This window comes from Oxalobacteraceae bacterium OTU3CAMAD1, assembly GCA_024123915.1.
GTDB lineage: Bacteria > Pseudomonadota > Gammaproteobacteria > Burkholderiales > Burkholderiaceae_D > Rugamonas.
Window position 1 is genome coordinate 6,679,798 of the sequence record CP099650.1, and the last position, 26,131, is coordinate 6,705,928.

Sequence of the window (26,131 nt, forward strand, 5' to 3'; positions counted from 1 at the left end):
TCAGCAATCGCGTAACGGCGCGCGCCATAACAGCGCGGCCGCGATCAGTTTTAAACAGCAAGGCAGCAGTGCATAGGCGAACGACAGCGCGCCCAGGCCCTGCCCCGTGCCGGGCATGTAGCCCAGCCACTCGAGCACGGGCAAGGCGACGCCGGCCGCCAGCGCCAGTGTCATTTGAACGCCCCAGTTCCACACGCCGAAATAGGCGGCCTCGCGCCGGCCGCTGTCGCCGGCGCTGGCGATGACGCCTGCCAGCAGCGCCGGCGGCAGCGCCAGATCGGCGCCAAGCGCCAGGCCGGAGATGGCGCAGATGACGCCGAAGGACACGGCGTCGCCAGGCCCCAGCCAATACGCCCAGACGAAGACGGCGGCCGTCAGCAGCATGCTGGCGACCCAGGCCCGGGCCTCGCCGAGGCGCCGCGCAGCCACCGGCCACGCCGCCATCGACGCGGCCGCGCTGGCAAAGTACAGCAGCAGGAACAGGCCGGCGTTGGAACCGAGCTTCAGGCGGTCCTCGGCGAAGAACAGGAACAGCGTGGCGGGAATCGAGGCGGCGACGCCGTTCACCATCAGCACCAGGAACAACGCGCGGAAGCGGTACTGCCTGAACGGCGCGGACAGTTCGGCAAAGCGCAGGGGAACCGCCGGCGCCACGTCGTTGACGGCGCGGGGCGGCTGGGGAGCCTTGTACAGCAGGCATACGGCGCCCGCCAATAACGTCGCGGCGAAGGCATAGCTCAATGCATCGTAGTTGAAGACTGCGGGCAGCACGGCGGCCGTCATCACGCCGAGCAGACCGCAGCTCTCGCGCACGGCCGCCAGTTTCGAGCGCTCGCCCGGCAGCTGGGTCAGCGCGGCGCCCCAGCTTTGATGGGCGATGGTGGCGAGGCTGAAGCCCGTGTACACCAGCATCAGCGACAACAGGAACCAGCACAGCGCCGGCACGCCGGTCAACGACGGTGGATGAAACAGCATGGCGTAGCCCACGATCAGCAGCGGCAGCGCGATCAGCACAGAGCGCCGGTAGGCGCCGCCCGCCCGGGTGATCCACCAGCCAAGCAGCGGATCGATAAACGCGGCGACCGTGCGCGCCGCCAGCAGCGCGGCGCCAATGACGGCCAGGGTCAACGCGCCGCGCTGGGCGTAAAACTGCGGCACATACACATAGATGGGCAGCGCCAGCATCGCCAGCGGCAGGCCGAACACACCGTAATACAGCATCGCCACCAACGACAGCGATGGTGATGGTGATGGCGCGCGCGTGGCATCCCCTCCGGCGACAGCGGCAACGGCGGCAGGGGCGGCGGGTGTGCAATCGGGATTCACGATTTGGGCGCGGCGTCGCGCAGCAGCGCCTCGCGCAGATTGGGCGCGGTGGTGGCGGAATCGAGCCAGATGCCGAAGAAGGCCTGCGCGAACGCCGGATCGGCCACCGTCGCCAGCGGCTTGCCGTCGCGGTAGAAGCGCACGCCCTCACCCGGCAGGAACAGGCCGCTCAAGCGGCTGCCCTCCTTCACGTCCGGGAAAATGGCCTGCATCTTTGCCAGCCACGCGGCACGCTGCGCCGCGCTGCCCGCGCCTATCTTTTCCATCTGCGCGGCGCTGGCCTCGGCGATCCTGCGGCCGTCGAGCGCACGCGCGTAGCGCAGATCCAGCACGTAGGGCGCGGCTTCCTTTGCCGCCGGCCGGTATCCCTTGGGGCCTACCCACAATTCGGCGGTGTAGATCGACAGCCCGAAATAGGTGAACACGCCCTGCCCCGCCAGCCGCGCGGCGCCCAGCTCACGCTCGACGTGGGCCGGCGCCTCCGCCGCCCGGGCGGACGGCCCGCCCGCCAGCATCAGCGCACACAGCGCCGCCAAGGCGAACCGCCAGGCCCGCGACGTCGCGCGCACCCTCAATCCTTCACCAGCGTGAACTGCATCACGTCGGTGTTGCCGGCGCGGAAAGCGCCCTCGCAATAGGCCAGGTAGAATTCCCACGTCAGCATGAAGCGCTGGTCGAAGCCCTGCGCTTCCACCTCCGCGCGCCGGGCCAGGAAGCTGGCGCGCCACTGCCGCAGCGTGTCGGCGTAGTCGATGCCGAAGCAGAATTCGTCGACCACCCGCAAACCGTGCATGCCGGCCTGGCGCCGGAACTCCGACGGCGACGGCAGCATCCCGCCGGGGAATATGTACTGCTGAATGAAGTCGGTCCCCTTGCGATAGCGCTCGAACAAGCCGTCGTCGATGGTGATGGTCTGGATGCAGGCGCGCCCGCCCTGCTTCAGATTGCGTGCCACGCAGGCGAAGTAGCTGGGCCAATAGCTCTCGCCAACCGCCTCGAACATCTCGATCGATGCGATGGCGTCGAACTGGCCGTCGCAATCGCGGTAGTCGCACAGCCGCAGGTCGGCCGACGCGGCCAGTCCCGCCCTGGCCAGCCGCTGCTTAGCATAGCCCAGCTGCTCGGTCGACAAGGTCAGGCCGGTGACGTGCGCCTGCGCCTCGCGCGCGGCCGTCTCGGCGAAACCGCCCCACCCGCAACCGATTTCCAGCACGCGCGCGCCCTGTCCCAGGTTCAAGGCGCCGACGATGCGGCGGTACTTGGCCAACTGCGCGGCGGCCAGGTCGCCGCCGTCGCCGTCGCGGAAGATCGCGCTCGAATAGGTCATCGTCGGGTCCAACCACAACTGATAGAAGGCGTTGCCGATGTCGTAGTGGGCGTGGATGTTCTTGCGGCTGCCGGCGCGCGAATTGCGGTTCATCAGATGCTTGAGGCGGTACAGCAGGCTGCCCCACCAGCTGCCGTAGACCAGTTGCTCGAATTCGTCGCGGTTGCGTATCAACAGTTCGATCAAGCCGCTCAGGTTATCGGTCTTCCAGTCGCCGTCGATGAAGGCCTCGGCAAAGCCGATATCGCCGGAACGCATGGCGGCGCCGCACAGATTCCAGTTCTTCAGTTCCAGCGCGATCGGAAAGGAGCCGTCGCCGAACACCTCGAAGCCGCCGTCGGGCCGCTGCAGCAACAGCGCACCGTGCTTCAGGCGCCGCAGCATCTTGAGGATCACGCTGGCGGCGGCCGGCGTCTTCCCTCCATGCGCGGGGACATGAATGGACAACGGCGCGGACAACGGCGCGGACAATGGCGCGGACAGCGGCGCGGCCGCAGTGGCGAGGGATTCTGTACTCATCGTGATACTTTCTGTTGAGGCGGTAGTGGTTTTGAAAAGAATGGCACGCGCTTGAGCCAAAGCCTGGCGGCCTGCCAATGGATGCGGACGATCACACCGATGGTCATCAGCGGATACGTGAAGAAGGCGCGCGCCGTATTGCGGTTGTCCAGCGGTCCTGCGCGGCCGGACAGGCTGGTTTCGATCAACGGCCCCACGCCGTCGTCGTGATCGATGCAGGCCAGCGTTTGTTCGCGGCCGGCGTGCGGCCCTTCGGCGCGCCGGCCCCGGAAAAAGCGGAAGCGGTAGCCGCCCCGCACCTCGCAAAACGGCGAGACGTGAAAGATCTTGCGCGCCGCCAGTTCCTCGCCGGCGCCGATGGCGCCGCCGTTCTCCAACAGATAGCAATGGCGCTCGCCGAAGGTGTTGCGCACGTCGGCGACAATGGCGCGCAGCGAGCCATCGGCGCGATGGCAGAACCAGAACGAGACGGGATTGAACACGTAGCCCAGCACGCGCGGCATGGTTTGCAGCCAGACCTCGCCGTCGGCATCGTGCACGCCCTCCGCCGCCAGCAGTCCATCGAGCCACTGCAGCAAGGGCTGGCGGCCGTCGCCATGGTCGGCGTCGTGGAACGACAGCAGATTGAAGCGGTTGCGCGCAAACAGGCGGCAGCCGAAATCCTGTTGTCCCAACGTCCGCAATGGCAGCCGGATGAAGTACATCCCGTATTGAAAACCATGCCGCACCGGCCGCAAACGCTGATGCCGCACCTGGCCGAAGCAAAGCTGCGGCGCGGCCGAAGGTGCTGAAAGGTCAGGCGGCATGGGCCACCTGCGCGCGTGCGGCAATGGCCGACGCCACGGCCAGCCCCGATTTGAGGCCATCTTCATGGAAGCCGTAGCCGGTCCAGGCGCCGGCGAACCACACGCGGTTGCGGCCCTGTATGTGCGGCAGGCGCTGTTGCGCGTCGACCGCCGCCGCGTCGAACACCGGATGGGCGTAGTCGAATTCGCGCAGCACCTTGCGCGGGTCGGGCGGCGCCAGGGGATTGAGCGAGACGATCACCGGCTGCTCGAACGGCAACGGCTGCAGTTTGTTCAGCAGGTAGTGCACGCACACGCGCGCCGGCGGGTTGCCAAGGTCGCCGCCATCGCCGCTGCCCTGGTAGTTCCACGCCGACCAGGCCTTGCGGTTCTCCGGCAGGCAGCTGGTATCGGTGTGCAGCACGGCGCGGTTGGCCTGGTAGCCCACCGCCGACAGCACGCCGCGCTCCTCGTCGCTGGCGTCGGTCAGCAGCGCCAGCGACTGGTCGCTGTGGGTGGCCAGCACGACCTCATCAAAATGCGCATCGAACTGCGCCGAGCGCAGCGCCACACCGTGCGCGGTGCGCGCGACCGCCGTCACCGGCGTATTCAGATGCCGCCCAGGGATGCCGGCCAGCAGGCGCTGGACATACTGGCGCGAACCGCCGCGCACCGTGCGCCATTGCGGCCGGTCGTTCACTTGCAGCAGGCCGTGGTTGTGGCAGAACTGGACAAAGCTGGCCAGCGGGAAGGCAAGCATCTGCTCTGACGGGCACGACCAGATGCACGCCGCCATCGGCAACAGATACCAGTTGCAAAACTGTGCGCTGTAACCCTGCGCATCAAGGTATGATCCAAGAGAAATTTGCGGCGTCGACCGCGGTGCTTGCGCCAGCGCCGTCGCGGCTTTATTAAACCGCAGGATGTCGCGCAGCATGCGCAGGAACGCCGGACGCAACAAGTTGCTTCGCTGACAAAATACCTGGTCAAGATTCCCGCCGGCCCATTCCAGCAGACGGCCGCCGACCGGTAGCTTGATGGAAAAACCCATGTCGCTGGCGGCCGTGTCGACCGCCAGTTCGGCGAACAGCGCGGTCAGTTGGGGGTAGGTATGGTGATTGAAAACAAGGAAACCAGTGTCGACACCGTGGGTTTCGCCACCGAAAGTCACATCCACGGTATTACTGTGACCGCCAAAGTGCGCGCCGGCCTCGTACAGCACGACCTCATGACCACCCTGAACCAGCCGATAGGCGCAGGAGAGACCGGAAATTCCGCTGCCAACAACAGCTATTTTCATTATTTTCCACCGTTACAAAATATTTTGTCCAGGACAATTCATGGGCAAAGGCGATAATCTGTTAATTAGTTCTCAATGTCAACTGCATGTCGTGGACAAGGTCTTTAGTACTGCTTATACGCACCAAAATGAGCTTTGGATGTGGAAACTTTTGGGCGCAAAACGAAGGTAAAATGCAGGTCGCGCCGGATCAGAACCGCTTCCAGCGCCGTGCACCCCGACCCTGTGCCAACACTCGCGACTGTCGAACAACGGCAGCCGCTTAAGATTCTCTAATGACAACTACTGTTTCTTCACAACCAGTTCCTAGCACGATCAGCGACGTCGAGCGAGACACCGGCGTTGCCAAGGAAACCCTGCGGGTTTGGGAACGTCGCTACGACTTCCCCCAGCCCCTGCGCGACCCCAACGGCGAGCGCGTCTACCCGATCGAACAGGTGCAAAAACTGCGTCTGGTCAAGCGCTTGATCGACCTCGGCTTCCGTCCCGGCAAGGTGATCCAGTTCAGCGCGGAGGAATTGCAGACGCTGACCGGCCAGGCCACCGGCGGCGCCAACGGCCCGTCGCTGCCCCCGCCCGAACTGCAGCGCTATCTCGACTTGTGCAAAACCCATCAAATGGAAGCGCTGCGCCGGCAACTGTCGCAAGCCTTGCTGATGATGGGCTTGAAGAGTTTCGTCATCGACCTGGTGGCGCCGCTGACCACCCTGGTCGGCGACGCCTGGGCCAGCGGCCAGTTGGCCACGTTCGAGGAACACTTGTATACCGAGTCGCTGACGGTGGTGATGCGCAGCGCCATCTTCGCCATGCCGCAGGCGGCCGCCAGCAACCTGGGCGCGCCGCGCATCATGCTGACCACCCTGCCGCAGGAGCGACACGGGCTGGGCCTGCTGATGGCCGAGGCCATGTGCGTGGCAGAAGGGGCGCATTGCATCTCGCTGGGCGTGCAAACGCCGCTGCTCGACATCGTCGAAGCGGCGCGGGTGCAGCGGGTCGACATCATCGCGCTATCGTTCTCGGTGGCGATGAATCCGCGCCAGGCGCTCGACGGCCTGGCCGAGCTGCATACCCGCCTCAACGGCAGCGTCGAACTGTGGGCCGGCGGCGGCAACGCCGCGCTCAAACGGCGCCGTCCGCCCTATGTGCGCGTGTTCGCGCTGTCCGACATCAGCGCCGCCATCACCGAATGGCGCATGCGCAACGCCAACGTCGCGACCGGCTGAAAAAGTTGTCATTCCGGTAGCGGCCCACGGCCGCCCGGCCGCGCTCTGGTAAAATAGCCGCATTTCCCCGTGTCCGGCGCTGCCGGACATCAGCTTGAAGCGCCCCCAACCACATATCCATGTTTAGTTTCTTCAAGAAAAAACCTGTCGCCCCCGAGGCGCCAGAGGTCCAGATCCCCGCGCCGGCGCCAGTTGCCAGCCAGGCTCGCAAGCCGATTTCCAGCCCTGTTTCCACTCCCGCTCCGCCTGCCATCGTCGACAGCTATGTCCAGGATGCGCTGATGCCGATCGAGGAACCGGCGCAGAAGCAGTCGTGGATGACGCGGCTGAAGGCCGGCCTGTCCAAAACCTCCAATAACCTGTCGCTGCTGTTTGTCGGCGCCAAGATCGACGACGACCTGTACGACGAGCTCGAGGCGGCGCTGCTGATGTCCGACGCCGGCGTCGACGCCACCGAATACCTGCTCGACGCCCTGCGGCAAAAGGTCAAGGACGACAAGCTGCTCGACGCCGCCGCCGTCAAGACCGCGCTCAAGCAGCTGATGGTCGAATTGCTGACACCGCTCCAGCGTCCATTCGAGCTGGGCCGCCATCAACCGATGGTCATGATGATCGCCGGCGTCAACGGCGCCGGCAAGACCACCACCATCGGCAAGCTGGCCAAGCACATGCAATCGAACGGCCAATCGGTGCTGCTGGCCGCCGGCGACACCTTCCGCGCCGCCGCCCGCGAGCAATTGATGGTCTGGGGCCAGCGCAACAACATCACCGTCATCTCGCAAGCGTCGGGCGACCCGGCCGCCGTCTCGTTCGACGCCGTGCAGTCCGGCAAGGCGCGCGGCTTGGACGTGGTCATGATCGACACCGCAGGCCGCCTGCCGACCCAATTGCATCTGATGGAAGAGTTGAAAAAGGTGCAGCGCGTCATCGGCAAGGGCATGGACGGCGCACCGCACGAAACGCTGCTGGTTATCGACGGCAATACCGGGCAAAATGCGTTGGCGCAAGTGAAAGCTTTCGACGACGCCCTGAAGCTGACCGGCCTGGTGATCACCAAACTGGACGGCACCGCCAAGGGCGGCGTGCTGGCGGCGATCGCCCGCGTGCGTCCGGTGCCGGTGTATTTCATCGGCATCGGCGAAAAAATCGAGGACCTGCAGCCGTTCGTGGCCGCCGAGTTCGTCGACGCTTTGCTGCCGTAGTTGCTGCCCACATAATTGCTCGGATAACCCCCATTACATGATCGAATTCCGGAACGTCTCGAAACAATACTCCCCCGACGCGATGGCGCTGCGCGACATCTCGCTCACGGTAGAAAAAGGCGAACTGGTGTTTCTTGCCGGCCCCTCGGGCGCCGGCAAATCCACGCTGCTGAAGATGATCGCCGCCATCGAGCGGCCCACGTCCGGCCACGTCATCGTCAACGGCCAGGACATCGCCCGCATCAAGCCGGCCGCAGTGCCGTTTCTGCGACGTAATCTCGGTCTGATTTTCCAGCAACAACGCCTGCTCAACGACCGCACCATCCTCGCCAACGTCATGTTGCCGCTGCTGGTGACGGGCGCCTCGCACCACCAGGCCGAGCAACGCGCCCGCGCCGCGCTCGACAAGGTCGGCCTGGCCGACCGCGCCAGCTCCCATCCGCTGGCCCTGTCCGGCGGCGAGCAGCAGCGCGTGTCGATCGCGCGCGCCATCGTCAACCGGCCGCAAGTGATCCTGGCCGACGAACCGACCGCCAACCTCGACCGTGCCAGCGCCAACAAGGTGCTCGACGCGCTCAAGGCCTTCCATTCGGTCGGCGTCACCTGCCTCATTTCCAGCCACGACGAGCAAATGCTCGACGCGGCCGCCCGCGTCATCCATCTTAACCAGGGTCAACTGGAGGTGGCGGCATGACGTACTGGTTCCGCCAACACCGTTACGCGCTGTCCGCCGCGCTGGTCCATCTGCGCCGCTCGCCAGGCAGTTTCCTGTTCAACATCATCGTGGTGGCGATCGCGCTGGCCCTGCCGTTCACCGGCGTGACCCTGCTCGACAACGTTCGCCCCATGTCCGAGCAATTGTCGGTCGATCCGGAAATCAGCGTCTTCGTCAAACAGGAAACGCCGCGCGACCAGGCCGAGGCGCTGGCGGTGCAACTGCGCCAGACCTTGCCGGATAAACAAGCCAAGATCATCTTCACCTCGCGTGAAAAAGCGCTCGAAGGCATGAAGGAAAAGAGCGGCCTGGCCGACGTGCTGACCACCCTGGGCGAAAACCCGTTGCCGGACAGCTATGTGCTCAAGCTGGACGCCTTCCGTCTGGCGCAGTCCGGCGGCGACGTCGACCAGCTGGCCGAGCAAATCCGCGCCCTGCCGGGCGTCGACACGGTGCAGGTCGACTCGGCCTGGGTAAAACGGCTGGCCGCGCTGCTGAATATCTTGCATCTGGGATTGCTGTTGCTGGCGGTCACCCTCGGCACGGTGGTGGTGGCCGTCATTTTCAACACCATCCGCCTTCAGGTGATGACGCAGCGGGAAGAAATCCTGGTATCCAAGCTGATCGGCGCGACCGACAGTTTCATCCACCGGCCTTTCTATTACACGGGCGCGCTGCTGGGCCTGTGCGCCGGCGGCCTGGCGCTGGGCGCCGTGGCGCTGGCGCTGCGCCCGTTGAACACCGCGATTGCAGAATTCGCAAGATTGTACGCATCCGAATTCCAGCTCACGCCGCTGCAACCCGTGATGATGGCCTGCCTGCTGGCCCTCTCGGCCGGCCTCGGCCTGATCGCCGCGCTGCTGTCGGTGCAGCGCCACCTGTCCCGCCTGAATTAATTGCTGAGTTAATTCTGTCCGCCTTTCCGTGCGCTCGCGCACGGAAACGGTCGTCGCACCCGCCTACCATGTAATCATCTCCCCGAACCACCATTAAGTCAGGCCTAAGCTCCGTGGCGCATGCTTGATTTATCAAAAGCCATTATTCATACCAACCCGATAGTATTTTCACTATCGTGGCGATAAAAATAAGGTGATTGGCACTCAACCGAGGAGAGTGCTAATATATGAAAACTGCAGAGTTCATAACACTCCGCAGAAATGGTAATTAAGCAATATTTTCTGTCTTTGTGGCCCTCGGGCACTACAAGACTTGGCAATTTTCGAGCGAAGGAATGAAAATGACTATGATGTCCGCACCTGCCGCGTTGGTCCCCACCAACAAGGGCGCTTTAGGACTCGGGTTCACTGGCAACCTGGGGAACCTGGACGCCTACATTTCCGCCGTCAATCGCCTGCCGATGCTGACGCACGACGATGAAATCTCGCTGGCCAAGCGCCTTAAGGACAACAATGACCTGGGCGCCGCGCAGGAGCTAGTGTTGTCGCACCTGCGTCTGGTGGTGTCGATCGCCCGTGGCTATCTGGGCTATGGCCTGCCGCACGCCGACCTGATTCAGGAAGGCAATATCGGCCTGATGAAAGCCGTCAAGCGTTTCGACCCGGACCAGGGCGTACGCCTGGTGTCGTACGCGATGCACTGGATCAAAGCCGAGATGCACGAGTACATCCTGAAAAACTGGCGCTTGGTCAAAGTGGCGACGACGAAGGCACAGCGCAAGCTGTTCTTCAACCTGCGCAGCCACAAGACCGGCCTGGACGCGATGAGCCCGGCGCAGATCGACAACCTGGCCAAGCTGCTGGATGTCAAACGCGAAGAAGTGATCGAGATGGAAACCCGTCTGAGCGGTCGCGACATCGCGCTGGAATCGCCGAACGACGACGAAGACGACAAGTTCGCCCCGATCGCCTACCTGTCGTCCGAGCAGAGCGAGCCGACCCGCGTGCTGGAAGCGGAACAGGTCACCCGTCTGCAATCGGAAGGTCTGGAGCAGGCGCTGGGCAAGCTGGATCCACGTTCGCGCCGCATCGTCGAAGCGCGCTGGCTGGCCAACGACGACGGCTCCGGCGCCACCCTGCACACGCTGGCGGACGAGTTCGGCGTCTCGGCAGAGCGCATCCGCCAGATTGAATCGGCCGCGCTGAAGAAAATGAAAGGCTCGCTGGCCGCCTACGTGTAGGGGCAGCAGCAACCGTTCAACCCGCACTGCGGCGAACAGGGGTCGTACCCGAAAGGGTACGACCCCGAACTTTTTGGGGTTGCCTCGCGGCTCACTCGGCGGCCAACCCCTTGGCCAACAACTCCGCCACCAACTGATTCATATCAACACCGCGCTCCGTGGCTTGCGCGTTCAGCTGCGCCACCAGCTCACTGTTCAACTTCACCGCGAACGGCACCAAACCGGCCGCCTGATCGAGCCGGCGCTGCTCGCGCTTGTCGACCACCTCGGCCACTTTGCCAAAGGTCGCCGCGCTCGGCCCGGCCATCTTGCCCATCAATTTTTTGGCATCACTCTTCGCCAGGCCAGTTTTTTTCATGTCTTTAATCCAAAAATAATTCAGAGCAGACATTCTACGCAGCTTATCCACCCCGCGTGGCCTTTATTGAGCAAACCGTGGCGGCATGCGGTTCGTGCGCCGCCAAAATGATACTTTTGCTAAGCTAACGGCCACGTTGCATTCAAGAGGTCGCATATGATCAAGACAATACTGCGGCAGCTGATCGTTCTGCCCTTGCTAATAGGCGTCATGGCCATGCTGTACGCCTGCGGCACCGCCAACAGCCGCGCCACGGCCGGCGCCGCCGCCAACAAACCGTTCAACACCACTTACGTGCTGCAACAAGGCGCCAGCGCCGTCATCACCCCGGCCGCCACCCAGGGCATCGCCGGCGGCGCCACCGCACCCACCGTCAAGCTCGAGCGCGTCAACGACAGTCGCTGCCGCGTCGGCGCCGTCTGCGTCTGGGCCGGCTACATCAGCTACAGCTTCACCCTGACCAAGGCGGATGGCACGACCAGCAACTTCGTGCTGTCGGACAGCATGCCCAACGGCAAAACAAGCGTGACCCAGGACGGCCTGACTTTCGCCCTGGCCGGCGTCGAACCGCAAGCGGTCCCCGCCAAAAATGAACCGGCGCCGGATTATCGGGTAAGCTTGAGAGTGAGCAACACGCCACCCTCAGACCCGACACCGCGCCCCTCATGACACCTCAAACCCGTCCCGCCCGCACCGTCCTCCTCTACTCGATTATCGTCACCCTGGTCCTGCCGTCCGCGGCATGGACCAAAACCCCGGTCGCCACCGGCACGGGGGGCGCCGTCGCCACGATCAGCGAGCCGGCATCGAAAGCCGCACTGACCATCCTCAACCAGGGCGGCAACGCCATCGACGCCGCCGTCGCGGCCGCCGCCACGCTGGGCGTGACCGATCCGTTCAGTTGCGGCATCGGCGGTGGCGGCTTCATGGTGATCTACCTGGCCAGGGACAAGCGCGTCATCACCATCGACCACCGCGAGACGGCGCCGGCCGGCTTCACGCCCACGGTGTTCCAGGAAAACGGCACGCCGATGAAATTCGAAACGGTGCGCGACAGCGGCATGTCGGTCGGCGTGCCGGGCACGGTGCGCGGCTGGCACGAGGCGCTGGACCGCTACGGCTCGATGTCGTTCAAGCAGGTGCTGGCGCCGGCCATCGCGGTCGCCAGCAACGGCTTCGAGATCAGCGAGAATTTCTCGCGCATGGCGGGGGACAACAAAGCCAAGTTCGGCATGTTCCCCGCCACCGCCGCGCTGTACCTGAAAAACGGCGAGGCCATTGCGGCCGGCGGCACCCTGCGCAATCCCGATCTGGCCAAGGCCTATCGCGAACTGGCCGCAGGCGGCGTCAAGGCTTTCTACTCGGGCAAAATGGCGCGCGCCGTGGTCGACGCGGTCAACCGGCCGGCCTCCGCGCCGGGTGTGCGGGTCCGGGGAGGGAATATGACTTTGGCCGATCTGGCCAACTACGAAGCGCGCCTGCGGCAGCCGGTGCACAGCACCTATCGCGGCTACGACATCTACGGCATGCCGCTGCCCGGTTCGGGCGGCATCGCCATCGCCGAAGCGCTCAACATTCTTGAAGGCTACGACCTGAAGGCTATGCCGCGCGCCCAGGCCGAACACCTGTATCTGGAGGCGAGCCGCTTGGCCTTCGCCGACCGCAACGCCTACCTGGCCGACCCTGAGTATGTCGACGCGCCGGTTGCCGGTTTGCTGAGCAAGGACTACGCCGCGCTGCGCCGCCAGCAGATCGATGTCGCCCAGGCGCGCAGGCCGGCGATGGCCGGCGATCCGTATGCCTTCCAAACCGACCAGAGTGTGCCGCTGCGTCCCGCCACCGCCATCAAAATGCTGAAGGAAAGCGCGCACACCACGCACCTGACGGTGTCGGACAAGGACGGCAATATCGTTGCCTACACCTACACCATCGAGGACTGGGGCGGCAGCGGCATCGTGGTGCCGGGCTACGGCTTCCTGCTCAATAACGAGATGACCGACTTCGATTTCTCCGGCCCGCGTCCCAACGTGCCGGAGGGGGGCAAGCGGCCGCGTAGCAGCATGTCGCCGACCTTGGCCTTCAAGAACGGCAAGCCGGCGTTCTCCATCGGCAGTCCGGGCGGCGCGACCATCATCACCACCGTGCTGCAGACCATCGTCAACCACGTCGACTTTGGGATGACGATGCCGGACGCGTTGAACGCGCCTCGCCTGTCCGAGCGCAACGGCGAAGCGACCGATGTGGAGCCTGGCTTCCCGGGCGGCGCGCAGGCGGCGGCGCTGGAAAGGAGCGGCCAGCGCTGGAGCGCAACGCCGGAGGAAATCGGCGCCGCCAACGCGCTGGTGTTCAACCCGGACGGGACCGTCACCGCCGTCAGCGAAGGCCGCCGCCACGGCGTCGGCAGCGCGCTGGTGCAGAAAAAACCACACTAAGCCCGGATTAATTTTTTCACCACATGATGACGTCTCCCCCACCCCACATAAATCGGAGACGTGATGAACAAATGGCTGCGCGCGAATAAAGGCTTTCTGATGTTCCTGATGCTGTTCGGGATCTTCCGTACCGCCGTCGCAGACTGGAATCCGATCCCGTCCGCATCGATGCGCCCCAACCTGCTCGAGGGCGACGTCGTCTTCGTCAACCGCCTGGCCTACAACGTCAAGGTGCCGCTGACCGACATCGTGCTCGGCGAAACGGGCGAACCCAAGCGTGGCGACATCGTCACCTTCTCCTCGCCCAAGAACGGCACGCGCCTGATCAAGCGCATCATCGCCCTGCCCGGCGACCGCGTCGAGATGCGCAACGAGCGCCTGGTCATCAACGGACAGCCGGCCGACTACGCGCCGATCGGCACCGCCACCGAAACCCTGGCCGGCATCGGCGACACCGAAGCCGTGCGCCTGGGCGAATCGCTGGGCGGCGATAGCCGCAGCCACGCGATCCAGATCCTGCCGCAGGTGATGGCGCGGCGCGACTTCGCCGCCGTCACCGTGCCACCCGGCCAGTACATGATGTTGGGCGATAACCGCGACAACAGCGAGGACTCGCGCTACATCGGCCTGGTGCCGCGCGCGCTGCTGATCGGCCGCGCCGAGCGCGTGCTGGCCTCGGCCGACATCAAGGGCAACTGGCTGCCGCGCACCGAACGGTTCGGCATGAGCCTGTACAAGGCGCCGTAATCCGCCATCGATCATCGATGTTATGATGGATATCAACTTCTTAACATTGTAGCCCGCCGTGGCCGCGAAGACCTCATGATCGAATTCCAGGGCCTGTCCAAAACCTACGGCGGCTTCGACGCCGTCAAACCGCTGTCGATGACCGTGCGGCGCGGCGAAGTGTTCGGCTTCCTCGGTCCCAACGGCGCCGGCAAGACCACCACCATCCGCATGATGATGGGCATCCTGGTGCCCACCGGCGGCAAGGTGCTCATCGACGGCCTCGATTGCCACGCCGAGGCGACCGAAGTCAAACGCCGCGTGGGCTACCTGCCCGACACGCCGATCTTCTACGACTATCTGCGCGGGCGCGAGATCCTGCAATTCGTCGGCGAGATGCATGGCTATTCGCGCGCCGAGGCGGCCGAACGCGCCGCGCGCCTGATCGACGAATTCGGCCTGCGGGAAGCCGGCGAGGACTACGCCGTCAACTACTCGCTGGGCATGAAGAAGCGCCTCGGCCTGGCCTGCGCGCTGATCCACGAGCCGGCGGTGCTGATACTCGATGAACCGATCAACGGCCTCGATCCGCGCGCCTCGCGCGAAGTGCAGGAGCGATTGCTGGCGGCGGCCGCGCAAGGCGTCACCATCTTCGTCTCCACCCACCTGCTGGACATGGCCGAGAAGCTGTGCGACCGGGTCGGCATCATCCATCGCGGCGAGCTGGCGGCCACCGGCACGCTAGACGAGATCCGCGCCAAGGCCGCCACCAGCGGTTCGCTCGAAGACGTCTTCCTGAAGATCACCGACGAAGCCGGCGCAGAGACTCCACAATGATGCGGCAACCGACGGCATCGCGCGCCATCTGGCTGATGGCGAAAATGCGCCTGACGCGCCAGGCCAACCAGATCATGGCCAGCGCCATGTTCAACCGGTTCAAAAAGAAAAACGCGCGAGACGGCATCGCCGCCAAGCGCGGCAACATGTGGATACTGACGCTGGTGGTGGCGTTGCTCTTCTCCTTCTCGTTCGGCAGCCTGGCGCGCACGGTGATCGTCAACATGCAGTGCCGGCTGGTCGAGTCCAGCGCGTGCCAGAGCGTGGACAAACAGGGGCGGCGGCATGTGGACGTCGAGATCGCGGCCGCCGAACTGCACGCCGCGCCGTTCGATCCCACGCTGCTCAACGGGCTGACGATGGAGCTGACGATCCTGTTCGCGGTCGCCGTGCTGCTACCGCTGGGCAGCAAGGAAATGGCGCAGCCGGACTGGGATCTCGAATGGCTGGTGACCTTGCCGATCAAGCGCTCCACGCTGTTGTGGGGCAGGCTGCTCGAACGCAGCGCCAGCAACAGCGCCGGCATCGTCGCCCTCACAGCGCCGTACCTGATGATCGCTTGGTACTCCGGCTTCAGGTGGACGGCGCTGCCCATCGCGCTGCTGGCGACCGCGCTACTGCTGCCGCTGGCGGCGCTGCTGCACACCTTGGCCGACACCGGCCTGCGCATGTGGCTTCCGGCATCGCAGCTGCGCAATCTGCAGGCGGTGGCGTCGCTGTTCAATATGCCGTTGATCTATCTGGTCATGGCGCTTGGCATGCCGCGCGCCGACGGCTTCGCGATGGAATGGGCGGCCGGATTCCCATCCTGGATGATCTGGACGCCGCCGGGCGTGGCGCTGCAAGCGATACAGGCGCAGACGTTGGCGCAGTTCGCGTCCGCCGCCGCGCTGCTGGCGGCGCAATTGCTCGTGCTGTTATGGAGCGGCGTGGCGCTGATGCGCTATCAGCTGCGCAACGGCGTGGTCGGCTCGAGCTCGCGCGAGAGCACGCGCGGCAAAGCAGTCGCCGCCAAGGCGCCAGCCGGCGCGCTGTCCGGGATCGGATCGCTGCTATCGACGATCCAGCGCCGCGAACTGCGTCTATTGAGCCGCGACCGCAACTTCCTGGTTCAAACGCTGCTGCTGCCGGTCATCATCGTCGGCAGCCAGGTGGTGTTCAACGGCACGCTGAACAGCATGGGGGAACTGGGCCAGCACCATACCGTGGCCGCCGCCATCGCGTTCGGCATCGGCGTCTATGTGCTGATGCTGTCGGCCTTCCAGACGCTGAACAACGAAGGCCATGTCCTCTGGCTGCTGTACACCGTGCCGCGCTCGATGGAGAGCGTGTTGAAGGAAAAGGCCAAGCTGTGGGGCGTGCTGGCGATGACCTATCCGCTGATCGTGCTTGGCTTCACCGCCATGCATACCGACGTGTGGGACTGGCGCGCGCTGGTGCTGGCGCTAACGGTACTCGCAGGGATTCCGATCTACTCGATGATCGCGGTCTCGCTCGGCGTCTTCGCCTGCGACCCGACGGCGGTGGAAGTGCGCACCCGCGTGCGGCCCACCTACGCATATCTGTACATGCTGCTGGCGAGCTTTTACACCTGGTCGATCTACAGCGACAACTGGGCGCAGAAGCTGATCACGATGGTGCTCACCGCGTCCTTCGCGCTGGCCCTGTGGCAGAAGGCGCGTGACGCCCTGCCCTACCTGCTCGACCCGGCCGCCGCGCCGCCGGCGCGCGTATCCACGTCGGACGGCTTGATCGCCGCCACCGCCTTCTTCATCATGCAGGGCATCCTGGTGCTGGTGCTCGCGGACGATGCCAAGGCGCCCGGCCTGGACGTCATCACGCTGACCTTCGGCCTGTCCGGCCTGGTGGTGTATGCCCTGGTGCGGCTGATTTACTGGCGCAGCAAAACGGCGAACGTGCCGGTGATATGGCACGGCATACGGCTGGGGGCATCGCTGCGGGACGCGGCCGTCGCCATCGCCGTCAGTTGTGCCGTCGCTTTCGGCTATCTGTATGCGTTGAAGCATTCGTCGCTGGCGGGACTGCTGCCGTCGTTGCCGCCTGCTCCTGACACGCGCCTCTGGCTGTTCGCGCTCACCGTGCTGGCGGCACCGCTGTGCGAGGAGTTCATCTTCCGTGGGTTGATTTTCGGCGGACTGCGGCGCTCGATGCCGGCTGCGCAGGCGATCGTCATCAGCGCCGCCGTTTTCGCGGCGGTGCACCCGGCGCTGTCGCTGTTGCCGGTGTTCGTGGTGGGATTGTGTACGGCCTGGGTGTATGAGCGCAGCAAGACGCTGCTCGCGCCAATGCTGGTGCACGCGGCCTACAACGCCGCGATGGTGACCGCGCAAATTTGAACTGACCGTGAAAACACGTAGGGCGGATTAGGCGAAGCCGTAATCCGCCATGCATGCGCCGCCGACGACCCTTGCATGGCGGATTACGCTGCGCTAATCCGCCCTACGTGTTTCCGAATCCTTCATGCGATGATTGTCAATCCTTGTAACGTGGGCCTACCGCAGCAAACCCGCCGCCCTGATAAACGGTCGCCAGATCATCTGCCGCCGGATACACGCCGGTGTCGGGGAACTTGTCGGAGAACTGCACCGAGCTATCCTTCGGCACGAAGCCCAGGTGGGCTGCCTTGCTGTTGTCCCACCAGCTGGCCGGATTGGCCGAAGCGCCGAACAAAATCGTATGGCCTACGCGCGGCGTGAACAGCGAGCAGCGCAACGCCTCTTCCAGATCGTCGTAGCTCAACCAGGTCACCAGCATGCGCGGGTTGGCCGGCTCTGGGAACGACGAACCGATACGCAGGCACACCGTCTCCAGGCCGGTGCGGTCGTAGTAGTAGCGCGACAGCGACTCGCCGAAGCACTTGCTGACGCCATAGAAGCTGTCCGGGCGGGTCGGGCTGTCGGCGTCGATGTAATCGGTCCACTTGTAGTAGCCGATGGTGTGGTTCGAGCTGGCGAAGATGATCCGCTTGGTGCCCTGCTTGTGGGCCGCCTCGTACAGGTTGTAGGTGCCGAGGATGTTGGCCTGCATGATGTTTTCAAACGTGTTCTCGGTCGAGATGCCGCCGAAGTGCAGTACCGCCTCCACGCCTTCCAGCAGCTTCATGACAGCTGCCTTGTCGGCCAGGTCGCACTGGATGATTTCCTCGCCTTCGCGCGCTTCGCCCATGTCGGCGATATCGGACAGCACCACCACATCGGCCCACGGCTTGATGCGGTCGCGCAGAACTTTACCCAGGCCGCCGGCGGCGCCGGTCAGCAGCAATCGTTTGAATGGCTTACTCATTGTTGGTTGTCTCTCGTTCGGTTTTTATTGAAGGATGATCGTTGAGCGTAAAGCGCCGAGTGTAAAACGCGCGTCAGGTCACCGGCGCCGGGTTGAACAGCACAAGCGCGTTATGCAGCTTCCACTTCTCGGCCCAGGTTTCGCGGCCGCTGGCCACATCGAGTATCAGCTGGAACATCTCCCAGCCGACATCGGCGATGGTGGCCTCGCCGCTGGCGATGCGGCCGGCGTTGATGTCCATCAGATCGTGCCAGCGGTTGGCCAGGTCGTTGCGGGTGGCGACCTTGATCACCGGGACTTCCGCCAGGCCGTACGGGGTGCCGCGGCCGGTGGTGAAGATATGGACGTTCATGCCGGCTGCCAGCTGCAAGGTGCCGCAAATGAAATCGCTGGCCGGCGTGGCGGCGTAGATCAGGCCTTTTTGCGTCAGCTTCTCGCCCGGCGACAGCACGCCTGAAATGGCGCTGCTGCCGGATTTGACGATCGAGCCCATGGCCTTCTCGACGATGTTCGACAGCCCGCCCTTCTTGTTGCCAGGCGTGGTGTTGGCGCTGCGGTCAACGCCGCCGCGCTGCAGGTAATTGTCGTACCAGGCCATTTCGCGGATCATGGCGTCGGCCACTTCCGGCGTCGCCGCGCGCGACGTCAATTGGTCGATACCGTCGCGTACCTCGGTCGTTTCGGAGAACATCACGGTGGCGCCGGCGCGCACCAGCAGATCGGTGGCGAAACCGACGGCAGGATTGGCGGTCACGCCGGAGAAGGCGTCGCTGCCGCCGCACTGCACGCCGACCACCAGCTCGGAGGCCGGCACGGTTTCGCGCTGGCGCTTGTTCAAGTTGACCAGGTTGGCCTCGGCCTGCTTCATGATCGAGTCGATCATCGACATGAAGCCGACGTGCTGCGCGTCCTGCAGGCACACCAGCGCCGGCTCGGTGCCGCCGCCGTTCTGGATCGGGATCGAACCCTTGGGGAACAAACGGGTCGGCTGCAGCTTCTCGCAACCGAGGCTGACGACCATGGCCTGTCCGCCGAAGTTCGGATTGAGCGTGATGTTGCGCAGCGTGCGGATCGGGATCATCGCGCCCGGCGCGTCGATCGCCACGCCGCAGCCATAGGTATGCTCCAGGCCCACCACGTCGTCGACGTTCGGATACTTGGGCAGCAGCTCTTCCTTGATGCGCTTGACGGCAAATTCCACCACGCCCGATACGCATTGCACGGTGGTGGTGATGGCCAGGATGTTACGGGTGCCGACGCTGCCGTCCGGATTGCGGAAGCCCTGGAAGGTGTAGCCCTCCAGCGGTTCGGCCGGCGGCTGCAAACGGGTCGAAATCGGCAGGTTCACGAGTTCGCGCGCGTCCGGCATCTGCACATTCTGCTCGTTGAGCCAACTGCCGGCCGGCAGGTCGTCGGCGGCGAAGCCGATGGTGACGTTGTAGCGGATCACCGCCTCGCCCTTGGCGACGTTGCGCAGCGCGACCTTGTGGCCTTGCGGGACCGCCTCCAACAGGGTCAAGCCGTCGTCGAACACGGCGCCTGCGGGCAGGCCGCCGTCGTTGACAACAATGGCGACGTTGTCGTTGTCGTGCATGAGGATGTAGCGCGGCGTGGCGGCGCTAGTCGGTGGCATCATTCTGGCTTCCTTTCCGGGAGTCTCTGCCCGGCTAACGTTGTTTTTTGGTAGCATAAATTGGTCAGACCAATTTGATTATTGGCCGGCCATCGTTCTGTGTGTATCCGGGGCGCCACAACCTTACAGCCCTGATTCTACCGTGTTTTTAGAGGTTCTTCATCTGGAAAACACGGTCGGAAAGCGGTTACCTGACGAATTTAGTATGACAGCTAAAAATAAATTTGGCTAGTCCACGTTGCCCTTTTGGTCAGACCACCTTAGAATGGCCTGACCAGATGGCAATATCAAAAACGCCACGACCATAACATTAAGAGACAAGAACGATGCTGAAGAGAACTTTAGCGGCCAACGACGGCACCACTCCGGAGACGCGCTTATACCGTCTCGTGGCCGACCGTATCCAGGAACTGATCCGCGACGAACACATCTCCCCCGGCGAGCGCCTGCCGTCGGAACGCGACCTTGCCACCAAGCTCAGTGTCAGCCGCGCCTCGCTGCGCGAAGCGCTCATCGCGCTGGAACTGGGCGGCGTGATCGAGGTACGTGGCGGCTCCGGCGTCTACGTCAGCGAGCGCCCCACTCCGGCCGATCTGCCCGAAGCCGGCCCCGGTCCGTTCGAAGTGCTGTCCGCGCGCCGCCTGATCGAATCGGAAATCGCCGCCATCGCCGCCCGCGTCGCCACCGACAGCGCCATTGACGCCATCCTCAAGGCGGTCGTCGAGATGGAGCAGAACCACTCCAATTATTCAAGCAACGAAGCGGCCGACCGCAACTTCCATATCGCTATCGCGCGCGCCACCGGCAACAGCGCGCTGGTGGGATCCCTCGATTACCTGTGGGACCAGCGCGGCCGCCTGTGGCACAAGCTAAAGGAACACTTCCAGACCGAGGAACTGCGCCAGGAAACGCTGAAGGACCACCGCCGCATCCTGGAGGCGATCGCCGCCCACGATCCGGCGGCGGCGCGCAAGGCGATGCGCGCCCACCTGGAACGCGTCACACGCACCTTCTCGCGGGGCTGATGTTCAACCGAGCATTCACCGATTTGCAGTACCAGCAGTAAAGCAGGAGCGGCCTTGATGCTGCCCGCTAAAAAAAGTAATCAAGTTATTGACCGTTTGCGACCCCGGACTGTGCCCGCACAGCGACCCTCGTCTCAACGGCACGGAGTACGCGAGGTGCTCCACTCACGTTCATTGCTGTCGCGGCAAAGCGTATAACTTTATTCAAAAAGACGAAGGAGACTAGAATGATCAAGCCCGAGCACCCGGTCCAAAACCGATCCGCACAACCACGGCTGCTGTTGTCGGCCATTACCCTGGCCGTGCTGACGCTCGCCAACCAGACCGCCGCGCTGGCGCAGGAAGCCGAGGCGCCGATGCAGCGCGTCGAAGTTACCGGTTCGAGCATCAAGCGCCTGGCCACCGAGGCGTCGCTGCCGGTCAGCACCGTCAAGGCCGAAGACCTGGTCAAGCAGGGCATGACCACGCTGGCCGACCTGATGATGTCGCTGCCGCAATCGGCGTCGCTGGCGCCGTCCAACGCCGGCTCGGGCACCAACATCAACCTGCGCGGCCTGGGCGTGAACCGCACCCTGGTGCTGTTGAACGGCCGCCGCCTGGCCAACGAGGCGATCGCCGACGGCTACGCCAATCTGGACGTGATTCCAATGAGCGCGATCGCGCGCGTCGAGATCCTGCGCGACGGCGCCTCGTCGATCTACGGCTCCGACGCCATCGGCGGCGTGGTCAACTTCATCACCCGCACCCAGTACGAGGGTCTGGAAGCGACCGTGCAGCACGTGGAAGTGGGCCGTCGCGGCGGCGGGGAAGAGGAACGCGGCACCCTTACCTGGGGTAAGGGCAACCTGGAACGCGACGGCTGGAGTGTCTGGGGCACGGTCGACGCGCACAAGCGCTCGGCCCTGGCCGCGAGCGACCGCGCCAGTCTGAGTTCGCCGGAGCTGCTGACCAGCATCGGCCGCTCGCCATCGCTGGGCACCGGCGGCAACGCCACCCCGGCCAACTTCACCACCGCCACCAACCGCACCGCGCGCAATCCGTACGCCGCCACCGGCTGCACGGCGCCGTACTCGCTGCCGGGCCGCTCCAACACCTGCGTGCTGGACGCGAACGCCTACGGCAACGCGCTGTACGAAAACCAGCAGGTGACGTTCTACGCCCGCGCCTCGAAGAAGCTCGGCGAAGACCACGTGGTCTCGATCGACTACTCGCGCGGCGAGGAGCACATCATCGGCACCCGCAATCCGACCAACGCGCTGGCGGTCAACGGCGTCCAGCCGCAACTGCCGTCGACCAGCAAATGGTATCCGGGTAACAGCGGCGGCGTGCCGGCGATGTCGGGCCTGAACGGCGCCACCCTGATCCCCACTTGGGCCGTCGCCGACTACGGCGCCGCCGCCACCAAGGACGTGCAGCTGAACCAGCGCGTGGCGCTCACCGCCGAAGGCACCATCAAAGGCTGGGACTACAAGACCGGCCTGGTGATCGGTATCTCGAACCGCGACAACTACTACGACAACGGCTACTTCACCGGCCAGGGACTGCTCGACGGTCTGCGCAACGGCAAGCTCAATCCATTCGGCCTGCAGGACGCCGAAGGCCGCGCCTACCTCGAAAGCATCAACGTCGACGGCCAGAAGAACCGCGAATCGAAGAGCACCTACAAGGGTGTCGACTTCACCGCCAGCCGCGCCGTGATGGAACTGGGCGGCGGCGACCTGGCGCTTGCCGTCGGCACCAGCTTCAGCCGCGACACCAACGAGGACACGCGCCTCGACATCGTCCGCCAGGTCACCTACGCCAACGCCAGCCCGTCGCATGGCGAGGGTGGCCGCAACGTCGCCGCGCTGTTCGCGGAACTGGATATGCCGTTCACCAAAAAACTGAATGTCAACGTCGCCGTGCGCGACGACCATTTCAGCGACTTTGGTAACACCATCAATCCGAAGGTCAGCTTCCGTTACGAGGCGACCAAGCAGCTGATGTTCCGGGGCTCGGCCAACACCGGCTTCCGCGCGCCCACCCTGTTCGACCGTTATGGCTACCGCCTGCCGGGCGCCACCGGCCTGACCTCGGCGCGCTGGGACGATCCGGTGCTGTGCCCGGGCGGCCGTCCAGGCGTGGCCGGCACCGGCACCGCGCTGCCGGGCTACGTTTCCGCAGCCGTCTGCAACGTTCAGTTGCCGAAGCAAACCGGCAGCAACGCCGACGTCCAGCCGGAAAAATCGAAGGGCTTCACCTTCGGCACCGTGTTCGAGCCGACCGCCACCTCGATGGTGTCGATCGACTACTGGAACATCAAGATGACCGACATGCTGGCGAACTTGCCGGAGCAGGTCTACTTCCTCGATCCGGTCAAGTACGCGTCCTACTTCGTGCGCAATGCCGACGGCACGATCAACTACATCCAGAACACCATCATGAACCTGGGTGGCCAGAAGGCGGCCGGTATCGACGTCTCGGCATCGTATGCTTTCCCGCGCAGCTCCTTCGGCGACTTCAAGGTATCGATCGACGGCACCTACCTGACGCAGTTCGACAATCAGCTCGACAACGGCAGCCCGTACGTGTCGAACGTCGGCCGCTTCGGCCTGGCCTCCAACGGCACCACCAGCAGCTTCCCGATCATCACCTATCGCTGGAAGCACGTGGCAAAGTTGAACTGGGCGCTGGGCAGCTGGAACAGCACCCTGACCCAGAACTACAATTCGAAGTACGAAGACCAGAACCTGGTGGCGCAGCAGTACTGGCGGGACATCAACTCGTACAAGAACTGGCAGTGGACGACCACCTATACGGGCTTCAAAAACCTGTCGCTTACCGCCGGCATCACCAATCTGTTCGATTCCAAACCGCCGGTCACCAACAGCAGCCAGTATAGCAACGGTTATCTGAGCAGCGCCGCCAGCCCGATCGGCCGCGCCTTCAACTTCCGCGCCACCTACAAGTTCTATTAATAGAATCTGATGATGTCGATGGATGCTTGATCAACGGCGCCGGCCCGCAGCGATTGCGGCCGGCGCCTTTTTATTTTCGAGAAGCCCATGAAACTCCCGATCAGCTTTTTCGCCGCCGTCGCGCTGTCGATGTGCGCCTACGCCGCCCAAGCCGCCGATCCCGCGCCGCCTCCACCGGCGGCCAAGCCGGTGCGCTTTATCCTCGTCGGCGACTCGACGATGGCCAGCAACAGCGGCTACGGCGACGCCTTCTGCGCCCGCGTGCAACGTTCGAACACCTGCATCAACTTGGCCCGGGGTGGCCGCAGCTCCGGCAGCTTCCGCGCCGAGGGCCGCTGGGACGAGGTCGAGGGACTGCTGCGCGGCAGCGCCGCCTACCGCGCCACCTATGTGCTGATCCAGTTCGGCCACAACGACCAGCCGGGAAAACCCGGCCGCTCGACCGATCTCAAAACCGAATTCCCCGTCAATATGACCCGCTACGCGCAGGAAGTGAAGGCGCTCGGCGGCGTCCCCGTGCTGGTCACGCCGCTGACGCGCCGCACCTTCAAGGACAACGTCCTGGAAAACACGCTGCAACCCTGGGCCGACGTGATCCGCGCCACCGCCGCCGCCCAGCGCGTGCCGCTGCTGGACCTGAATGCCGACAGCTACGCCACCGTGCAGGCGATGGGCCAGGACGAAGCCGACACGCTGGCGATGGCGCCGCGTCCTGAGAAAACCGCCGAAACCACACCGGCGCCGGCCGCCGGCAAGGTGGAAGTCGCGGGCGCCGCCAAATCCGCTTTCGACCGCACCCACGTCGGACCGAAAGGCGCCGCGCTTTTCTCGACCATGGTGGTCGAAGAGATGAAGCGCGCCGTGCCGGATAGCGTGGGCATGTTCAAGCGCGAGGGCGAGCAGTGAAGCTGTCGCCTTCCGTTTTTGCCGTCGCCGCGTTGATGGTCGCCGCCAGTGCCGGGGCGGCGCAGGGCAATTCCAGCACCCGCCCCCAACTGAGCGCGGCGCAAGCCAAACAATTCGCTTACGGCGAGGTGCTCAAGTACGTCGGCGCCGCCGGCAAGGAGAGCGTTGATCCCTGGGACCCGCTGACCGACCCGCTGGCCAGGGGCGCCGCGTTCACGCCCGACTACATCGTCGATCATGCCGCGAAGGCGGACGGCGTCAAAACCTTCAACACCATCCAGCAGGCCGTCAACCGCGCGGTGCTCGACAGCGCCGCGCATCCGGCCAAGCGCCTGTACATGCTGGTCAAACCCGGCACCTATCATGAGCTGGTGTACGTTCCCGCCAACACCGCGCCGCTGACGATGTATGGCGACGGCAAGATCCCCGCCGCCACCAAAGTCACCGCCAAACTGGACGCCTCGGTGACAGGGGCCGCCTACGCCGCGCAATACGGCGCCCAGTTCGCCCAGGCGGCGCCGGGCGTGCAGGCGATGTACGCAACGATCAAGGACCGCGCCGTCATCGGCACCTTCGGCACCGCCACCGTCTGGGTGCAAAACAATGGCTTCCAGGCGCGCAACCTCACGTTCGAGAACGGCTACAACAAGGACATCGGCAACGCGCGTGCCGAATCGCTCCCCAACGTCAACAACGTGCACCATCAGGCATTGGCGCTGCAGGTGGACGGCTCGGACAAGGCGCAGTTCGAGAACATCCGCCTGATCGGCTTCCAGGACACGCTGTACCTCAAGTCGCCGCGCATCGGCAGTACCTCGCGCAGCTTCTTCAACAAGTCCTACATCGAAGGCGACGTCGATTTCATTTTCGGGGACAGCACCGCCTACTTCCACCAAACGGAAATCAAATCGATCGGCGATCGCGGCCTGTCGTATGTCGCGGCGCCGGACACGCATTTGAAAACCAAATACGGCTTCGTCTTCGACAACTGCCGCTTCACGCACGACGGCTCGGCCAACGCGCGACGAGGGACGTTCTACCTGCTGCGCCAGTGGTTCCACAGCGCCCGCTGCACGCCCTATGCCCCGGTGCCGGTCGAAGGTTACGCTTGCCTGCTGGGCGACACCAACGGCTACCAGGCGCCGACCGGCACCATCGCCCGCGTCTCGCTGGAGGCGGTCGGCAAAATGGTCGTGCTCAATTCCCGCATCGGCGCCCATATCAACCGCTTCAAGCCGTGGTCGGACTGGAACAAGCAAGGCGGCCTGCCTTACCGCCCGGTGCAATACAGCTCGGACGACTACTGGAACAATTTGATCAAGGCCGGCATCGACCCGGTCAAGGATCTGGGCTACCCCGCAAAACCTACTCCCGCCGATATCTTCATCGGTGAATTCAACAATCAGGACGAATAAGGAAT

22 protein-coding genes are annotated in these 26,131 nt (G+C 64.4%); 14 read left to right on the forward strand and 8 right to left on the reverse strand.

Going from position 1 to position 26,131, the window contains the following annotated elements; genetic code table 11:
* Genes NHH88_28490 through NHH88_28510 form a run of 5 tightly spaced genes read right to left on the reverse strand, consistent with a single transcriptional unit; the run spans position 1 to position 5,257 of the window.
* Complete coding sequence (locus NHH88_28490; protein USX13545.1) at positions 1 to 1,326, reverse strand: MFS transporter; 1,326 nt, start codon at positions 1,324 to 1,326, stop codon at positions 1 to 3.
* Positions 1,323 to 1,895, reverse strand: a complete 573-nt coding sequence (locus NHH88_28495; protein ID USX13546.1) for a chalcone isomerase family protein — start codon at positions 1,893 to 1,895, stop codon at positions 1,323 to 1,325. The genes NHH88_28490 and NHH88_28495 overlap by 4 nt, the downstream gene beginning before the upstream one ends.
* A gap of 2 nt (positions 1,896 to 1,897) precedes the next feature.
* Positions 1,898 to 3,172 (reverse strand): cyclopropane-fatty-acyl-phospholipid synthase family protein, encoded by a 1,275-nt coding sequence (locus NHH88_28500; GenBank protein USX13547.1) that lies wholly within the window; start codon positions 3,170 to 3,172, stop codon positions 1,898 to 1,900.
* Complete coding sequence (locus NHH88_28505) at positions 3,169 to 3,978, reverse strand: DUF1365 domain-containing protein (protein USX13548.1); 810 nt, start codon at positions 3,976 to 3,978, stop codon at positions 3,169 to 3,171. The genes NHH88_28500 and NHH88_28505 overlap by 4 nt, the downstream gene beginning before the upstream one ends.
* Positions 3,968 to 5,257 (reverse strand): FAD-dependent oxidoreductase, encoded by a 1,290-nt coding sequence (locus NHH88_28510; GenBank protein ID USX13549.1) that lies wholly within the window; start codon positions 5,255 to 5,257, stop codon positions 3,968 to 3,970. The genes NHH88_28505 and NHH88_28510 overlap by 11 nt, the downstream gene beginning before the upstream one ends.
* Positions 5,258 to 5,532: 275 nt before the next feature.
* Here NHH88_28510 and NHH88_28515 point away from each other — a divergent pair, with 275 nt between their 5' ends.
* From NHH88_28515 to rpoH, 5 genes are all read left to right on the forward strand, one after another.
* On the forward strand, positions 5,533 to 6,480 hold the full coding sequence (locus tag NHH88_28515; GenBank protein USX13550.1) for a MerR family transcriptional regulator: 948 nt from the start codon (positions 5,533 to 5,535) through the stop codon (positions 6,478 to 6,480).
* Between the two features lie 119 nt (positions 6,481 to 6,599).
* Positions 6,600 to 7,682, forward strand: a complete 1,083-nt coding sequence (gene ftsY / locus NHH88_28520) for a signal recognition particle-docking protein FtsY (GenBank protein USX13551.1) — start codon at positions 6,600 to 6,602, stop codon at positions 7,680 to 7,682.
* A gap of 37 nt (positions 7,683 to 7,719) precedes the next feature.
* Positions 7,720 to 8,376, forward strand: coding sequence for an ATP-binding cassette domain-containing protein (locus tag NHH88_28525; GenBank protein USX13552.1), 657 nt, complete (start codon positions 7,720 to 7,722; stop codon positions 8,374 to 8,376).
* Positions 8,373 to 9,293, forward strand: coding sequence for a permease-like cell division protein FtsX (gene ftsX, locus NHH88_28530; protein USX13553.1), 921 nt, complete (start codon positions 8,373 to 8,375; stop codon positions 9,291 to 9,293). The genes NHH88_28525 and ftsX overlap by 4 nt, the downstream gene beginning before the upstream one ends.
* A 347-nt stretch (positions 9,294 to 9,640) precedes the next feature.
* Entirely contained in the window at positions 9,641 to 10,534 is an 894-nt protein-coding gene (rpoH, locus tag NHH88_28535; protein ID USX17463.1) for an RNA polymerase sigma factor RpoH, read from the forward strand.
* A 91-nt stretch (positions 10,535 to 10,625) separates the two neighbouring features.
* Here the strand turns inward: rpoH and NHH88_28540 are convergent, their stop codons facing one another.
* Positions 10,626 to 10,892 (reverse strand): hypothetical protein, encoded by a 267-nt coding sequence (locus NHH88_28540; protein ID USX17464.1) that lies wholly within the window; start codon positions 10,890 to 10,892, stop codon positions 10,626 to 10,628.
* A 156-nt stretch (positions 10,893 to 11,048) separates the two neighbouring features.
* On the opposite strand from NHH88_28540, the gene NHH88_28545 reads away from it, so the two are divergent.
* The 5 genes from NHH88_28545 to NHH88_28565 all read left to right on the forward strand — a co-directional run bounded on the left by NHH88_28545 (position 11,049) and on the right by NHH88_28565 (position 17,244).
* A complete protein-coding gene (locus NHH88_28545; GenBank protein USX13554.1) occupies positions 11,049 to 11,561 on the forward strand; it encodes a hypothetical protein in 513 nt (170 codons plus the stop codon).
* A complete protein-coding gene (gene ggt / locus NHH88_28550) occupies positions 11,558 to 13,324 on the forward strand; it encodes a gamma-glutamyltransferase (protein ID USX13555.1) in 1,767 nt (588 codons plus the stop codon). The genes NHH88_28545 and ggt overlap by 4 nt, the downstream gene beginning before the upstream one ends.
* 63 nt (positions 13,325 to 13,387) lie before the next feature.
* Complete coding sequence (gene lepB / locus NHH88_28555; GenBank protein ID USX13556.1) at positions 13,388 to 14,071, forward strand: signal peptidase I; 684 nt, start codon at positions 13,388 to 13,390, stop codon at positions 14,069 to 14,071.
* A 75-nt stretch (positions 14,072 to 14,146) separates the two neighbouring features.
* Positions 14,147 to 14,887: an ABC transporter ATP-binding protein gene (locus NHH88_28560; GenBank protein ID USX13557.1), complete on the forward strand. Its 741-nt coding sequence runs from the start codon at positions 14,147 to 14,149 to the stop codon at positions 14,885 to 14,887.
* Complete coding sequence (locus tag NHH88_28565) at positions 14,884 to 17,244, forward strand: CPBP family intramembrane metalloprotease (protein ID USX13558.1); 2,361 nt, start codon at positions 14,884 to 14,886, stop codon at positions 17,242 to 17,244. The genes NHH88_28560 and NHH88_28565 overlap by 4 nt, the downstream gene beginning before the upstream one ends.
* A 136-nt stretch (positions 17,245 to 17,380) precedes the next feature.
* On the opposite strand, the gene NHH88_28570 is transcribed toward NHH88_28565, so the two are convergent.
* On the reverse strand, positions 17,381 to 18,190 hold the full coding sequence (locus tag NHH88_28570) for an NAD(P)-dependent oxidoreductase (protein ID USX13559.1): 810 nt from the start codon (positions 18,188 to 18,190) through the stop codon (positions 17,381 to 17,383).
* 73 nt (positions 18,191 to 18,263) lie between these two features.
* On the reverse strand, positions 18,264 to 19,826 hold the full coding sequence (gene garD, locus NHH88_28575) for a galactarate dehydratase (protein USX13560.1): 1,563 nt from the start codon (positions 19,824 to 19,826) through the stop codon (positions 18,264 to 18,266).
* Between the two features lie 323 nt (positions 19,827 to 20,149).
* Here garD and NHH88_28580 point away from each other — a divergent pair, with 323 nt between their 5' ends.
* From NHH88_28580 to NHH88_28595, 4 genes are all read left to right on the forward strand, one after another.
* Positions 20,150 to 20,848 carry a FadR family transcriptional regulator gene (locus NHH88_28580; protein ID USX13561.1) on the forward strand — a complete coding sequence of 233 codons (699 nt, stop codon included), beginning with the start codon at positions 20,150 to 20,152 and terminating at the stop codon, positions 20,846 to 20,848.
* Between the two features lie 227 nt (positions 20,849 to 21,075).
* The gene (locus NHH88_28585) at positions 21,076 to 23,805 is read left to right on the forward strand and encodes a TonB-dependent receptor (GenBank protein ID USX13562.1); all 2,730 of its coding nucleotides are present in this window, start codon (positions 21,076 to 21,078) and stop codon (positions 23,803 to 23,805) included.
* Between the two features lie 87 nt (positions 23,806 to 23,892).
* Complete coding sequence (locus tag NHH88_28590) at positions 23,893 to 24,711, forward strand: rhamnogalacturonan acetylesterase (protein ID USX13563.1); 819 nt, start codon at positions 23,893 to 23,895, stop codon at positions 24,709 to 24,711.
* A complete protein-coding gene (locus NHH88_28595) occupies positions 24,708 to 26,126 on the forward strand; it encodes a pectinesterase family protein (protein ID USX13564.1) in 1,419 nt (472 codons plus the stop codon). Before NHH88_28590 ends, NHH88_28595 begins: the two co-directional genes overlap by 4 nt.
* Positions 26,127 to 26,131: the final 5 nt, after the last annotated feature.